11 protein-coding genes and 1 pseudogene are annotated in these 13,680 nt (G+C 63.0%); 6 read left to right on the forward strand and 6 right to left on the reverse strand.

All coding sequences use genetic code 11. From position 1 onward, the window contains the following. Positions 1-7: 7 nt before the first annotated feature. Both DESFRDRAFT_RS06475 and DESFRDRAFT_RS06480 read left to right on the forward strand, forming a co-directional pair. A complete protein-coding gene (locus tag DESFRDRAFT_RS06475) occupies positions 8-1,780 on the forward strand; it encodes a LytS/YhcK type 5TM receptor domain-containing protein (RefSeq protein WP_005992315.1) in 1,773 nt (590 codons plus the stop codon). 111 nt (positions 1,781-1,891) lie between these two features. Further along, the gene (locus DESFRDRAFT_RS06480) at positions 1,892-3,703 is read left to right on the forward strand and encodes a carbon starvation CstA family protein (RefSeq protein ID WP_005992316.1); all 1,812 of its coding nucleotides are present in this window, start codon (positions 1,892-1,894) and stop codon (positions 3,701-3,703) included. A 68-nt stretch (positions 3,704-3,771) separates the two neighbouring features. On the opposite strand, the gene DESFRDRAFT_RS22870 is transcribed toward DESFRDRAFT_RS06480, so the two are convergent. Both DESFRDRAFT_RS22870 and DESFRDRAFT_RS23235 read right to left on the reverse strand, forming a co-directional pair. Beyond that, a complete protein-coding gene (locus DESFRDRAFT_RS22870) occupies positions 3,772-4,293 on the reverse strand; it encodes a response regulator (RefSeq protein WP_233489568.1) in 522 nt (173 codons plus the stop codon). Positions 4,294-4,422: 129 nt separating this feature from the next. Further along, a pseudogene (locus tag DESFRDRAFT_RS23235) lies at positions 4,423-4,740 on the reverse strand (PAS domain-containing protein); the annotation flags it as partial. Positions 4,741-5,319: 579 nt separating this feature from the next. On the opposite strand from DESFRDRAFT_RS23235, the gene DESFRDRAFT_RS06490 reads away from it, so the two are divergent. The 3 genes from DESFRDRAFT_RS06490 to hemW all read left to right on the forward strand — a co-directional run bounded on the left by DESFRDRAFT_RS06490 (position 5,320) and on the right by hemW (position 8,379). After that, on the forward strand, positions 5,320-5,595 hold the full coding sequence (locus tag DESFRDRAFT_RS06490; protein WP_005992320.1) for a TM1266 family iron-only hydrogenase system putative regulator: 276 nt from the start codon (positions 5,320-5,322) through the stop codon (positions 5,593-5,595). Next, a complete protein-coding gene (hydG, locus tag DESFRDRAFT_RS06495) occupies positions 5,588-7,024 on the forward strand; it encodes a [FeFe] hydrogenase H-cluster radical SAM maturase HydG (RefSeq protein ID WP_005992322.1) in 1,437 nt (478 codons plus the stop codon). Before DESFRDRAFT_RS06490 ends, hydG begins: the two co-directional genes overlap by 8 nt. Positions 7,025-7,251: 227 nt before the next feature. Further along, positions 7,252-8,379, forward strand: a complete 1,128-nt coding sequence (gene hemW, locus DESFRDRAFT_RS06500; protein ID WP_005992324.1) for a radical SAM family heme chaperone HemW — start codon at positions 7,252-7,254, stop codon at positions 8,377-8,379. Here the strand turns inward: hemW and DESFRDRAFT_RS06505 are convergent. The 4 genes from DESFRDRAFT_RS06505 to DESFRDRAFT_RS06520 form a co-directional block, all read right to left on the reverse strand. Next, on the reverse strand, positions 8,373-9,713 hold the full coding sequence (locus tag DESFRDRAFT_RS06505) for a peptidoglycan DD-metalloendopeptidase family protein (RefSeq protein WP_233489570.1): 1,341 nt from the start codon (positions 9,711-9,713) through the stop codon (positions 8,373-8,375). The two genes, hemW and DESFRDRAFT_RS06505, sit on opposite strands and share 7 nt — an antisense overlap. 113 nt (positions 9,714-9,826) lie before the next feature. Further along, positions 9,827-10,684: a glycine betaine ABC transporter substrate-binding protein gene (locus tag DESFRDRAFT_RS06510; protein ID WP_005992328.1), complete on the reverse strand. Its 858-nt coding sequence runs from the start codon at positions 10,682-10,684 to the stop codon at positions 9,827-9,829. 29 nt (positions 10,685-10,713) lie between these two features. Continuing rightward, the gene (locus DESFRDRAFT_RS06515) at positions 10,714-11,550 is read right to left on the reverse strand and encodes an ABC transporter permease (RefSeq protein WP_005992329.1); all 837 of its coding nucleotides are present in this window, start codon (positions 11,548-11,550) and stop codon (positions 10,714-10,716) included. After that, a complete protein-coding gene (locus DESFRDRAFT_RS06520; protein WP_005992330.1) occupies positions 11,540-12,742 on the reverse strand; it encodes a quaternary amine ABC transporter ATP-binding protein in 1,203 nt (400 codons plus the stop codon). Before DESFRDRAFT_RS06520 ends, DESFRDRAFT_RS06515 begins: the two co-directional genes overlap by 11 nt. A gap of 386 nt (positions 12,743-13,128) precedes the next feature. Between DESFRDRAFT_RS06520 and DESFRDRAFT_RS06525 the strand changes: the two genes are divergently transcribed. Then, positions 13,129-13,650 carry a hypothetical protein gene (locus DESFRDRAFT_RS06525; protein ID WP_005992331.1) on the forward strand — a complete coding sequence of 174 codons (522 nt, stop codon included), beginning with the start codon at positions 13,129-13,131 and terminating at the stop codon, positions 13,648-13,650. Positions 13,651-13,680: the final 30 nt, after the last annotated feature.

The following is a 13,680-nucleotide window of genomic DNA, read 5'->3' on the forward strand; positions in this document are numbered from 1 at the left end:
GGAAGCCATGCAGATCGCCCTGTTCGCCCCGGAGGTCCCGGAACTTTTCATCACCTTGTCCCAGCGTTTCGGGCTCCTTTTGGCCGGCGGCTTCGCCATCATGACGCTTGCGCCCTTCGAGCGCATGAACATCGCTCGCGCCCGGCCGCTTTGGAGCACCCTCACCGCCATCGTGCTGTTCGGCGTCTTCGGCATCCTCGGCACCTACACCGGCAACTATGTTTTTCATTCCTACGCCAACCTGCGGGCCATCGGCGTGATTACGGCCGGGCTGTACGGCGGGCCGGTGGTCGGCATCGGGGCCGGACTCATCGCCGGCGGCGAGCGCTACCTCATCGATATCGGCGGGTTCAGCGCCGTGCCCTGCGCCCTGGCCACCATCCTCGAAGGCACGGCGGCGGGGCTCGTTGCCCGGCGTTTCCCCGGCAGGAGCCTGGACTGGGGCGTGGCCATGGTGCTTGGCATCCTGGGCGAATCCGCGCACATGGGCCTTGTGCTGGCCTTGTCGCGGCCCTTTGCCGAGGCGGTGGAGCTGGTGCGGGTCATCGGCGTGCCGATGATCGTGGTCAACGCCGTGGGCGCGGCCATTTTCGTCAAGGCGCTCCGGTTGCAGCGGCGCCTGCGCGAGCAGCGCGATTCCAGCGAGGCCCGGCGCATCCTGTCCATCGCCAGCCAGACCGTGGCCCATCTGCGCGGCGGCCTGACTCCGGAGTCGGCCCGGGCCACGGCCGCCATCATCCTGGCCGAGACGGGCGTGGCCGCCGTGGCCATTACCGGCGAGGCCACCATCCTGGCCCATGTGGGCGTCGGCGAGGACCATCATCAGGCCGGGAGCCACTGGCGCACCAAGGGCACCCGGCTGGCCTTCGAGACGGGCACGGCGCTGTTTCTGCGCGACCGCGACAGCATCGGCTGCGACAAGGCCGGCTGTCCGCTGTGCGAGGCCATCATCGTGCCGCTGCGCAAGGGCGAGGCCATTCGCGGTTGCCTCAAAATCTACGGCACCAAGAACCGTCCCCTGGACCAGCCGCTCTTCGAGTTGGCCAAGGGGCTGGCCGAGCTTTTTTCCACCCAGCTCGAGCTCGAGGACATCGGCATCACCAACCAGCTTTTGGCCCATGCCGAGATCAGGCGCTTGCAGGCCCAGATCAACCCCCATTTCCTGTTCAATTCCTTAAACACCATCGCCTCTTTTTGCCGCACCGCCCCGGGGCAGGCCCGGGATCTGCTGCTCGACCTGGCCCGCTACATGCGGCGCAATCTCGACAGCTCGCGGGGGCTTGTGCGCCTAAACGAGGAAATGGAGCAGGTGCGCTCCTATCTGGCCATCGAGCAGGCCCGATTCGGCGAGCGCATCACGAGCGAGATCGAGCTGGAGGACGGCTGTGACGCCTGGCTCGTGCCGCCGCTGCTCATTCAGCCCCTGGTGGAAAACAGCGTGCGCCACGGCTTGCAAGGCCGCCGGCAGGGGGGGCGGGTGCGCATCAAGGCCCACCGGGAAAATGGCCATCTGTGCGTGATGGTGGAGGACGACGGCCTTGGCATGAGCCCGGACACCATCCGGGAAATCCTCTCCCCGCGCGACCTCGAATCCATGACCGAGGGCGTGGGGGCCCGCAACTCCAACCAGCGCCTGGTCCAGCTCTTCGGCCAGGAATACGCTCTGCATATCGAGAGCGCCCCCGGCCGGGGCAGCCGCATCTCGTTTCGCGTCCCGCCTGCGGGAACGGCCGTCGGCGCGTGTCCGCCACCCCCGCAAACCGTCACTTCAGCCCCGTAATTATCCCTTTCGGCCTCACGGTATTGTTGTCGTCCCCCGGCCCATGCCAGAGCAGGGCCAACATCGGAAACGGGCTAACCGCAGGGGACGTCCAAAACACGGGAGGCAGTCATGAATGCGTTGACACTCGTCTTCGCCGCCCTGTGCGTATTTGCCATAGGCTACCGCTTTTATGGGATCTTTTTTGCCAAAAAGGTTCTTGGCGTCAACGACGCCCGTCTGACGCCGGCGGTGACCATGGCCGATGGGCACGACTACGTGAAGACCAACAAGTATGTGCTGTTCGGGCACCATTTCGCGGCCATCGCCGCCGCCGGACCGCTGATCGGCCCGGTGCTGGCCGCCCAGTTCGGCTACCTGCCGGGGGCGCTGTGGATTCTCGTCGGCTGCGTCCTGGGCGGGTGCGTCCACGACACGGTGGTGCTGTTCGCCTCGGTGCGGCACAAGGGCCGCTCCCTCGCCTATATCGCCTCCCAGGAAGTGGGCAAGGCCACGGGCTCGGTGGCCGGGTTCGCGGTGCTTTTCATCCTGCTTTTGACCCTGGCCGGTCTGTCCATCGCCGTGGTCAACGCCATGCACAACAGCCCCTGGGGCACCTTCACCGTTTTCGCCACCATCCCCATCGCCATCATCATGGGCGTGTACATGCAGCATGCCCCGGGCGGCGGCGTGGTCGGCGGCTCGGTGATCGGCGTGGTGCTTTTGGCCCTGGCCATCATCGTCGGGCCCTATATCGCCGCCAGCCCCTTCTGGTCCTCGATTTTCAACATGTCGCGCCCGACCATCGCCGTCACCATCCCGGTCTACGGTTTCGTGGCCTCGGTGCTTCCGGTCTGGCTGCTTCTGTGCCCGCGCGATTACCTCTCCACCTACCTGAAGGTGGGCACCATCGGCGCGCTGGCCATCGGCATCTTCTGGGTGCATCCGCAACTCGTCATGCCGGCCCTGACCGCCTTCGACGCCGGCGGCGGCCCCATCATCCACGGCCCCGTGTTCCCGTTCCTGTTCATCACCATCGCCTGCGGCGCGCTGTCGGGCTTCCATGCCATCATCGGCTCCGGCACCACGCCCAAGATGCTCGACAGCGAGCATAACCTGCTCTTTGTCGGTTTCGGCGCCATGCTGATGGAAGGCTTCGTGGCCATCATGGCGCTTATTGCCGCCTGCGTGCTGGTGCCGGCCGACTATTTCGCCATCAATACCCCGGTGGCCGTGTTCGCCAAGCTCGGCATGACCCCGGTCGACTTGAACAGCCTGGCCCAGGCCGTGGGCGAAAACATCCAGGGCCGTCCCGGCGGGGCGGTGTCCCTGGCCGTGGGCATGGCCCATATCTTCTCCTCGATCCCGGTCATGTCCCACCTCATGGCCTACTGGTACCACTTCGCCATCATGTTCGAGGCCGTCTTCATCCTGACCGCCGTGGACGCGGGCACCCGGGTGGGCCGGTTCTTCCTGCAGGAGATGATCGGCCAGGTGATCCCCAAGTTCCGCGAGAAGCACTGGGTGCCGGGCATCCTTTTCACCTCGGCCATCTTCACCTTCGCCTGGGGCTACTTCGTCTACACGGGCAACATCTCCACCATCTGGCCGCTTTTTGGCATGTCCAACCAGCTCTTGGCCGCGGTGAGCCTGCTCATCGGCACGACCATGATCATCCGCATGGGCCGGGCGCGCTACGCCTGGACGACGGCGATCCCGGGACTGGCCATGGTCGGCATCACCTTCTGGGCCGGCTACCTGCAGATCACCGGGACCTACCTGCCCAAGGGCCTGTACCTGCTGGCCTCCCTGGCGGTGATCATCCTGGTCCTCATGGCCATCGTCATCGTCGGCACCGTGCGTCGCTGGATGGAGCTGCTCGGCGTCGAGACGCCTGTCGTCGACACCTATGGCGAGAAGGTGCTGGAAGTGGTTCCGGAGTAAACGGAAACAATCCCGCCTCGCGCGGCGGGATGCGAGAGAGCCGGGGCGGCGTGGTCGCTCCGGCTTTTTTATGCGCCGACCGCCTGGCGCAGGACATCGATGAGCCGGCCCTTGCGAATGGGTTTGGTCATGAAGCCGTCGCAGCCGGCGGCCAGGCCTTTTTGTTCGTAATCGGCAAAGGTGTGGGCCGACAGCATGAGGATGGGGGTACGCCGGGACCCGTTGGCCGCTTCCAGACGCCGTATGGCCTCGGCGGCGGCGCAACCGTTCATCACGGGCATCTCCATGTCCATGAGGATCAGGTCGAAAGCGCCGGGCGTGAAAAGGGCCAGGGCCTCGCATCCCGTTTCGGCCATGACGATTTCATACGGTTCGTTTTCCAGGAAAAGCCGAATCAGTTCTCGGCTGGAAACGGAATCTTCGGCGATAAGCAGGCGGAAGCGTTTTTCGCTTTCCCGCAAGGCCGCTTCGGCTTCCTTGCGGGTGAGGAATTCCCCGCCCGTGCTTTGGGTCCGGTTCCACGAACCTTCCTCGACAGACGGCGGGACCTTGCCGATGGAGGTCCCATGGTCTTGCCGGGCGCGCGCCATGAAGGCGGCTCCCGGGGTGGGCTGGTACAGGGCGCAGAGGACATCGGCGTCGGGACAGGGGTGAGCGAAGACCGTAACGCGACAGACTTGCCGGGCACCGTCGGGCCGCAGCAGGGTGGCGGGATGCGGACGGCATGCCGCCTGGGCCTGCGACGCATTTTTGTATATTGCCAAAAAATCCAGACAGGCTGCAATGTCCTCGGGCGCATGCAGCGCGGCGATGCAGCATCCGCGCAGAGAGTCCCGGGAACGTCCGGTAAGTTCGCAGGCGGCATTGTTTGCGTCACGGATATCGCCGCTTTCGGCATTGATGAGTAATACGGCGTCCGTTAGAGCTTCAATAAAGATGGAATCGCCCAATATGCTCGAAAGAAAAGAGGAGTCGATGGTGTTGTCGTTACCTGAGGATTGGACTTGGTACGGCGCCTGCTTGGGGATAGCAATCATCTATTTTGATTTGTAATATGAATTGTTGTTCAATATTCTGATAATATCGCGTTCTTATTTTTGATTCGTTGCAAATAGTTAGGAAATACTATTGAATTTGCAATGGTTATATATACCATACTTTACATATAAGAATACCCTCATATGGGGCATTATGCAAGATGCTCCCGGCCATGCGTAGTGCCGTCTCTCGCTCCTGGATTCCCACTTTTGGGGTATAAGGGCCTTGGGTTGTGCCCGCGAGGGCAAGGCTCGGCGTTGTTGAGGGTGTGGAATCGGCCGGAGAAAACGCGCGGCATGAGATCCGCGAGAGACAAGAAAATGATGTCGGTTTGGCCGTATCGTGTTATGAATGTTTATTTCGTACTACTAGCCAAGGGTTCCAAAATAGCCTATCCATACGGTGCTGCCGCGTCGGATCCCCATGGACCGGGCGCGAAGGCGACAGACCAACTTCCGCAATCTGCTGGCAAGGGGCCGCCCCCGCGCCGAGGATGACGCCATGAATCAGGACACCTGCCAAGCCTTCCTACGCCCTCGGCGTTCGAAGGCTTTTTTTATTGCCCGGGGAGGGTGGACATGAACAGACGCATCGGCGTGATCGGCATCGTCATCGAAGAGCCCAAGCATGTTTCGGAAAAGGTCAATGCCATCATCAGCGATCACGGCCACCTCGTTCTCGGCCGCATGGGCATTCCCAAGCCGGAATACCAGGTCGGGGTCATGTCGCTGATCATCGAGGGCACAACCGACGAGATCGGTTCGTTAACGGGCAGGCTCGGGAATCTCCCCGGCGTGACAGTCAAATCCGCGCTCACGACCAAGACCTTGCACAAGGAGCAAGACCATGATTGACGAATCCCAGCGCACTTCCGACGCGTTCATCGACGAGGGCCGCATTGCCGCCGCGCTGGCGGCCGCCAAAACGGCTTCCAAAGACAAGGACGCCGTCTTCGGCATCATCAAGAAGGCGCTCGAATACAAGGGGCTTACGGCCGAGGAAGTGGCCGTGCTGCTCGAAGTGGACGACTCGGACCTGCTCGATTCCATGTACAAAGCCGCCAAGACGGTCAAGGAAGCCATCTACGGCAAGCGCATCGTTCTTTTCGCGCCCCTGTACCTGTCGAGCTTTTGCGTCAACAACTGCGTCTACTGCGGCTATAAGCGCAGCAACAAGGAACAGTTGCGCAAACGCCTGTCCATGGACGAAATCAAGCGCGAAGTGGAAATTCTCGAATCGCTCGGCCACAAGCGCCTGGCCGTGGAAGCCGGCGAGGACCCGAAAAACAATCCCATCGAATACATCACCGACGCCATCAAGGCCATCTACAGCATCCGTGACGGCAACGGCTCCATCCGCCGCGTCAATATCAACATCGCCGCCACCACCATCGAAGACTACCAGAAGCTCAAGGCCGCCGAGATCGGCACCTACATTCTGTTTCAGGAAACCTACCACCGCGAAACCTACGCCAAGCTGCATCCCTCCGGACCCAAGCACGACTACAACTGGCACACCACCGCCATGGACCGCGCCCAGACCGCCGGCATCGACGACGTCGGCATCGGCGTGCTCTACGGCCTCTACGACTGGAAGTACGAAACCGTGGCCATGTTTCTGCACGCCGAACACTTGGAAAAGACGTTCGGCGTCGGGCCGCACACCATCTCCGTGCCCCGTATGCGTCCGGCCGGGGCCGTCAACCTCGACACCTTCCCCTATCTCGTCGATGATCCGGCTTTCAAAAAGATCATCACCACCATCCGCCTCGCCGTGCCCTACACCGGCATGATCCTCTCCACCCGCGAGGACCCGGATTTTCGCGACGAGCTCATCGACTGCGGTATCTCCCAGATCAGCGCCGGCTCCTGCACCGGCGTCGGCGGCTACCAGAAGACCGTCGTCGAACACGAATCCACCCATAACACCAACAACGGCCAGCAGTTCGAGCCCAGCGACCAGCGCTCCCCCAACGAAATCATCCGCATGCTCTGCCAGCGCGGCTACGTTCCCAGCTACTGCACAGCCTGCTACCGTCAAGGCCGCACCGGCGACCGGTTTATGTCCCTGGCCAAGGTCGGAGCCATCCAAAACGTCTGCCTGCCGAACGCTCTGCTTACCTTTAAGGAATACTTGATCGACTATGCCGACCCGGAAACCAAGGCCGTCGGCGAGGAACGCATCAAGGAAGCCCTGGATACCATTCCCAAGGAAGGTATCCGCGACCTGACCATCCAACGTTTGAACGACATCGAGTGCGGGCGCCGCGATCTGTTTTTCTAACGGTGATTGCCGGGTTGCCTCCGGCGGCCAGGGGAGGCGCTGCCTCCCCTGGACCCCTCCGCCGGGGGGCTTGATGCCCCCCGGCCCCCCCCCCTTTACCGTGTTGGTTTGGCAGGGTGGGGTGTAGGGGAGGCAGCGCCTCCCCTCCCGACGGGTGGGGGCACGCGCCCCCCCCCCCACCCCTACAGTTGCGGGGCGTGCGGAAGGGCCGTATCGTCCGGCCCGCCATGTTGTTGTATATCCACGTACCGTTTTGCCGGGGCAAGTGCCGGTATTGTTCGTTCGTGTCGCGACCGTTCGATATGGGGCAGGTCGAGGCCTATGTGGCGACGTTGCTTTTGGAGATACGGCATTGGGGACGAAAGCTGTCGCGGCCGAAGCTGGAGACGATCTATTTCGGGGGCGGCACGCCGAGCTTGTTGCCGCCGTGGGCGCTTGCGCGGATCATGCCGGAATTGCGCCGACAGTTCGATCTGGACGATGTGGTCGAGTGGACGTTCGAGGCCAATCCGGATTCGGCCGTGGACGGTCCGTATCTCAAGTCGCTTTTGAAGTATGGCGTCAACCGGCTGAGCCTCGGCGTGCAAAGCCTGTCCGACGCGGATTTGCGGTTTCTCGGCCGGCCCCATGACGCGGGGCAGGCAATCGCCGCGTATGGGTTGGCCAGGCAGGTGGGGTTTAAAAACATCAGCCTGGATTTCATCTGGGGCCTGCCGGGGCAGCGGGAAGCGGTCTGGCTGGAGCAGTTGCGCACGGCGGTCAAGCTGCGGCCTGAGCATTTGTCGTGTTACGGGTTGACGGTGGAGGCCGGCACGCCCTTGGCCGAGGACGTGGCGGCGGGGGATGTGACGCTGCCGGGGGAGAACGAGCAGGGGCGCATGTATGTGCACGGGGCCGAGTTTCTGGAGGAAGCGGGCTACCTGCAATACGAGATCTCGAATTTCGCCCGCATGGGCTTTGTAAGCCGCCACAACAGCGGCTACTGGGAAGGCAAGGACTATCTTGGGCTTGGCCCGGCGGCGGTTTCCACGCTTGAGGGCGTGCGCCACGAGAACCCGTCCGATTTGCGGGAGTGGGGGGGGCTGGTGCGGGCCGGCAAGTGCGGTCAGGGCGGCGCGGCCCTGACCGAGGCGGAAAAGACCCGGGAAATGGTGATGCTGTCCTTGCGCACGGCCAAGGGGTTGCGCCTGGCCGCTTACCGCAAGGCCACGGGCCGGGATTTTCTCAAGGACAACGAGGGACTCGTCACGGCGCTGCGTCAAAACGGGCTTATCCGCATCAGCGCCGGCCATCTGCGGCTAACCAAAAACGGCTTTTTGGTCAGCAACGTCATCCTGGAGCGTCTTTCCTACTGAATACCCTTGGTATCCGGGGTGTCGCGCGCGGCCAGGTCCTTGGTCTGCGGGGCCTGGTCCAGAAGGGCTTCCAGTTTTTCGACCTGCCGCTTGAACCGGGCCAGTTTGGAGGCCGGCAGGGGATCGGCCTGCATTTTGGGGTTGGCCAGGGCGTTGACCGGCTTGCCGTTCTTATAGATGCGGAAGTCCAGGTGCGGGCCGGTGGCGAAGCCTGTCTGGCCCACGTAGCCGATGACCTGTCCCTGGGCGACCTTGGACCCTTTGCGGATTCCCTTGGCGAAACGGCTGAAGTGGTTGTAGCGCGTGACCCAGGTGCGGCTGTGGCGGACGGTGACGTAGTTGCCGGCGGCCCGGTTGCGGCCGCGCTCGACCACGACCCCGGCCCCGACGCTCCAGACCGGCGTGCCGGTGGGCGCGGCGTAGTCCACGCCGTAGTGCGGCTTGCGGACTTTGAGGATGGGGTGCAGGCGCGAGCTGGTAAAACGCGAGGTGATGCGCAGAAAGGACAGCGGCGCGCGCAAAAAGGCCTTGCGCAACGCCCTGCCGTCGGCGTCGAAGTATTCGGGCTTTCCTCCCCGGCCGAGCAGGGCGAAGCCTTCGTAGGTTTTCCCCTCGTTCACGTAACGGGCGGCCAGCACCCGGCCGATGCCGATGAGCTTGCCTTCGGCGTAGCGTTTTTCCACCACCGCGCGGAACGTGTCGCCGGGCTGCACGTCGCGGCAGAAGTCGATGTCGCTGGCAAAGACGTCGGCCAGGGCCACGGCGGTTTGGGCGTCGCCGCCGGCCTCCTCCACGGCCTTGAACAAGCTTGATGCGACCGTGCCGGCCATGACGCCGGTGCGCGTCTCGCATTGTTTGGTCTCGACGCGGGCTTGCAGGTCGCCTTTTTCGCCGTCGATGACCAGGGTCTCGGTGGGGCTGATGTCGTATTCGAAGGTCACGAGTTCCTTGTCGCGCACGGTGAGCCGATAGGGCTGTCCGGACTGGATGCTGGCGAAGGAAAAATCGTCGGGATTGTCGAGTCCGGCCAGGGCGCCCGCGTCGACGTAATCGCCAAGGATGCCGCCGAGTGTCTGGCCGGGTTTGATTGAACCCTCGAGCACTTCCTCGGAAGGGTCTTCCTCGGTGCGGGCGAAAAGGTTCTGGCTGGGATCGCAGTACTGTTCTGCCCAGGGCGGGCAGGCTTCGATGAGCGGAGTCGACCGCTTGGGGGCGGCGTTGTGGAAGAAGGCCAGATATACGGCGCTTCCCCCCGCGACGAGGACCAGGAACGCAAGCAGGCGGATGCGGCCGCGTTTGGGCTTGAAAAACATCCGGGAACTACCTTGGCGCATGAAAAAATTCCGCATGCGTCTCTCACGGGATGGCTTGGCGTTTCAAAAAAGGCCGGCCGCGCCGTCGTTCCGGATACTGCCCCGGAGCGACGGCGCGGCTGCGGCGGTAATCTCTACAACCAGGAATCCACGAGCTTCGGGTGCTCGGCAATGAACTTCTTGGCGTTTTCGTAGGGCTTGCCGTTTTCCTTGTTGGCGGCCATGAGGGCCTGCAAGTCGGACATGGACAGCTTGTACTTGGACAGGAAGGCGTAGACCTCGGGCTTGTCTTCCTTGAGCCCCTTGCGGACGATGGCGTCGATGGTTTCGTCGCCGCCGAAGACGCCCTTGGGGTCCTTCAGATACTTGAGGTGGAAACGGCCGAACATCCAGTGCGGGGTCCAGCCGGTGATGACGATCCACTTTTTGTGCTTGACCGCGTCGGCCAGGGCGGCGGTCATGGTGGCGTCGGAGCCTTCCACCAGCTTGTAGCCTTTGAGGCCGTAGTCCTTGATGGCCGCTTCGGTCTTGCTCATGATGCCCGCGCCGGGGTCGATGCCGATGATTTTGCCGTTGAATTTGTCCTTGGCCCCTTCCAGGTCGGCGATGGAATCGATGGTCACGTAATCCGGGACGACGAGACCGATTTTCGCGCCGCGAATGATGACGCCGAGGTTGACGATCTTGTCCTTGACCTTTTTGAGGTAATTGCCGTGGGTGACGGGCAGCCAGGCGGTGACCATGCCGTCCACATCGCCCGAGGCCACGGCCTGCCACATGGCGGCGGCGGACACGGGCAGGATCTCGACCTTCTTGTGCAGCTTTTCCTCAAGCACGGCTTTGACCAGATTGGTGGAGGCCGTGGCGCAGGCCCATTCCACATAGGCGAGTTTCACGGTGTCCTTCGAAGCGGCCGGCGCGGGCGTGCCCCACAGCACGGCGGCTACGGAAACGAGAGTGGCGGCGATGACGTACCAGGCGGTCTTTTTCATGGGGCCTCCTTGGTTTGCGGTTTCGGGTTTCAGGAGTTTTTCGAACCGAGTTTCTGCGTCACCCGGTCGAGGATGACGGCGACGATGACAACGGCCAGGCCGGCTTCGAAGCCAAGTCCCGGCTCCAGGCGCTGGATGGCCTTCCAGACCTCGCCGCCGAGGCCCCGGGCGCCGATCATGGCCGCGATGACCACCATGGAAAGCGACAGCATGATGGTCTGGTTGATGCCGGCCATGATGGTGGGCAGGGCCAGAGGCAGCTCGACCTTGCGCAGGCGCTGCATGCGCGTCGCCCCGAAGGCGTCGGCGGCTTCGGTCAAGGACTCCGGCACCTGCCGGATGCCGAGGCAGGTGAGCCGTATGGCCGGGGGCATGGCGAAGATGACTGTGGAAAAGATGGCCGAAACCGGTCCCAGGCCGAAAAAGGGAATGGCCGGGATCAGGTAGACGAAGGCCGGCATGGTCTGCATGAAATCGAGCAGCGGCATGATGATGCGGCCCCACCCCGGGCGCATGGCGGCCAGGATGCCGAGCGGCACGCCGATGGACGTGGCGATGACCGTGGAGAAAAGGACCAGGATGATGGTGGAGATGGTGGGCTCCCAAAGCCCGAGGTCCCAGACCAGGGTCAGGCCGAACAGCGCCAGCAGGCCGATGCGCCGCGAACCGAGACGCCAGGCGAGGATGGCTATGACGATAATCAGCGCCCAGGGCGGTACGGCCATGAGCGCCGTGCCCATGGCGTCGATGGCGGTCTCGAGGATCAGGGAAATGGATTTGGTCAGCGGCGCCAGATGGTCGGACAGAAAGTCGATGCTGAACTCGATGCCCTGGCCGAGAGGAATGCGCGGAAGTTCATACGCCATTTTCGCCCCTCCCCTTGTCGGCCAGGCCGGCCAGAAGCGATCCCTGGACGATGATGCCGAGCAGTTTGTTGTTGTCGTCGACCACGGCCACGGGGTCGCGGTCCGCGGCCAGAAGCGGCATGACGTCCTGGACCGATGCGTCGGGAGAGACGCGTTTGTCGACCCGGCGCACGACGCCGTCGAGGCTGCGTTCGCCGCGCCGGGCGGCGTCCGAGGCGTCCACGGCCGTGACCATGCCCTCCAGGCGTTTGTCGCGGCCGATGACGAAAAGGCTGGAAATGCCGGCCTCGGCCATCTTGTGCAGGGCGAGCCTCGGGCCGTCGTGGCGGGCCAGGGCGGTCACGGCCGGGGACAGCATGACCGAGCGGGCGGAGAGCACCTTGGAGAAATCCACGTCTTCCACGAAACGTTCGACGTAGCGACTGGCCGGGTTGGTCAGGATGTCCTCGGCCGTGCCGGTCTGCACCACGGCCCCGTCTTTCATGAGCACGATGTGGTCGCCGAGCTTGACGGCCTCGTCGAGGTCGTGGGTAATAAAAAGAATGGTTTTCTTGACGGTGTCCTGCAGCGAAAGCAACTCGTCCTGCATGTCGCGGCGAATCAGCGGGTCCAGGGCGGAAAAGGCCTCGTCCATGAGCAGGATGTCCGGGTTCAACGCCAGGGCCCGGGCCAGGCCCACGCGCTGCTGCATGCCGCCGGAAAGTTCGGCGGGCTTGCGGTCTTCCCATCCGGCCAGGCCCACCTGCTTGAGCGCCTCCATGGCCCGATCATGGCGCGTCGCCTGCGCAACACCCTTGATCTCCAGGCCGAATTCCACGTTGGCGGCCACGGTGCGATGGGGGAGAAGGGCGAAATTTTGGAAGACCATGCCGAACTTGGTGCGTCGAAATTCCGTGAGTTCGCTTTCCGAGAGGGCGCCCACGTCCTGGCCGTCGATGACGACCTTGCCGCTGGTGGGCTCGATGAGGCGGTTGATCATGCGTACGAGAGTGGATTTGCCGCTTCCGGAGAGACCCATGATGACCATGATCTCGCCCTCGTCCACGCTGAACGAGACGTCGGCCACGCCCACGGCCTGCCCCGTGGCGGCCAGGATGTCCTTCTTGGACCGGCCCTGGCGTAGCAGGGAGAGGGCTTTTTCCGGTTTGTCACCGAAAATCTTTACTAAATTTTCTATGATTATTTTTTCCATGCGTATCCTGGGTACAGGTGAAAGAAGATGAAAACATATACTGATCGTGATGAGGTTATCATCTCAAGAAATAAGGTCAAGGCGACGAATTTCTATGGAGTATCGGAAGTAATGATGTGTATTTTTTAAGTGAAAGACAGGGAAGGCGTGTGCTGTTGATTTTGTATTTTTCAAAAAAAGTGGTAGAAATGGCAATGCATAACGCAAAAATTTTTTATTGCAGTGTCACATTTCTATTGCTTGGACTGATTGTGCTGATGCAGTACGGCCGGGCTCTGTGTTGGCCGCCGCTCTCCCTTTTTTTCGTATCTGCCGCCGTTTCCGGCCCGCCAAGCCCCGGTTGGGCCGTCACGACCGGGGTCTGGGCCCGGAGGCCTCGTTGCCGCATGTCGGGATGTCCGCTCCTTCTGGCCGGACTGCTGCTCCTGGCCGCCTGTTCTTCGGCTCCCGAGCCGCCCTCGGGTGTCGCCGGTTTGCGCTTCGGCGATCCGCCGCCGCAAAACGCAACGCCCGAGCGGGTGCCGCTGCCCTCCGCCGTGGCCGGGGATTTGCGCTTTTACACCCTGCCGACGGACGAAGCCGCCTTGGACGGCGTGCGCCTGCCGCGGCCCGTGCTGGCTTTTTACCGGGGCCGTTTTTTTTCGGCCGCCGCCACACTGGGATCGTCCGGCGACGCGGTCGCGCTTCGCCAACGCCTGACCAAGGCCTACGGCGCGCCCTATTGCCGCGACGCGGCCAAGCTGGCAATTTGCCTGTGGCGCGTGGGCGCGGTGGATGCCGTTTTGGAAGTTCCGGAGGCGTCGCCGGCCCGGTTCATGCTGCGCCATCGGACGATGGCGGATCAGGTCGCCGCCGCGACCGGGCGGGCAAAGGACATGCCCGGCGGGGAAGGCCCGCCCGGAAAATAGACATCCCTTACGACGTAAAAAATAAAAGGT

The organism is Solidesulfovibrio fructosivorans JJ] (genome assembly GCF_000179555.1).
GTDB classification, from domain to species: Bacteria; Desulfobacterota; Desulfovibrionia; order Desulfovibrionales; family Desulfovibrionaceae; genus Solidesulfovibrio; species Solidesulfovibrio fructosivorans.

What these genes read in the sequence shown, in the direction of transcription:
- DESFRDRAFT_RS22870 (WP_233489568.1), bottom strand. Translation starts at nt 4,293, where the DNA reads ATGGCGCGCGCCCGGCAAGACCATGGGACCTCCATCGGCAAGGTCCCG.
- hemW (WP_005992324.1), top strand. Translation starts at nt 7,252, where the DNA reads ATGTTGTTGTATATCCACGTACCGTTTTGCCGGGGCAAGTGCCGGTAT.
- DESFRDRAFT_RS06490 (WP_005992320.1), top strand. Translation starts at nt 5,320, where the DNA reads ATGAACAGACGCATCGGCGTGATCGGCATCGTCATCGAAGAGCCCAAG.
- DESFRDRAFT_RS06505 (WP_233489570.1), bottom strand. Translation starts at nt 9,713, where the DNA reads ATGCGCCAAGGTAGTTCCCGGATGTTTTTCAAGCCCAAACGCGGCCGC.
- DESFRDRAFT_RS06525 (WP_005992331.1), top strand. Translation starts at nt 13,129, where the DNA reads ATGTCGGGATGTCCGCTCCTTCTGGCCGGACTGCTGCTCCTGGCCGCC.
- DESFRDRAFT_RS06480 (WP_005992316.1), top strand. Translation starts at nt 1,892, where the DNA reads ATGAATGCGTTGACACTCGTCTTCGCCGCCCTGTGCGTATTTGCCATA.
- DESFRDRAFT_RS06475 (WP_005992315.1), top strand. Translation starts at nt 8, where the DNA reads ATGCAGATCGCCCTGTTCGCCCCGGAGGTCCCGGAACTTTTCATCACC.
- DESFRDRAFT_RS06520 (WP_005992330.1), bottom strand. Translation starts at nt 12,742, where the DNA reads ATGGAAAAAATAATCATAGAAAATTTAGTAAAGATTTTCGGTGACAAA.
- hydG (WP_005992322.1), top strand. Translation starts at nt 5,588, where the DNA reads ATGATTGACGAATCCCAGCGCACTTCCGACGCGTTCATCGACGAGGGC.
- DESFRDRAFT_RS06515 (WP_005992329.1), bottom strand. Translation starts at nt 11,550, where the DNA reads ATGGCGTATGAACTTCCGCGCATTCCTCTCGGCCAGGGCATCGAGTTC.
- DESFRDRAFT_RS06510 (WP_005992328.1), bottom strand. Translation starts at nt 10,684, where the DNA reads ATGAAAAAGACCGCCTGGTACGTCATCGCCGCCACTCTCGTTTCCGTA.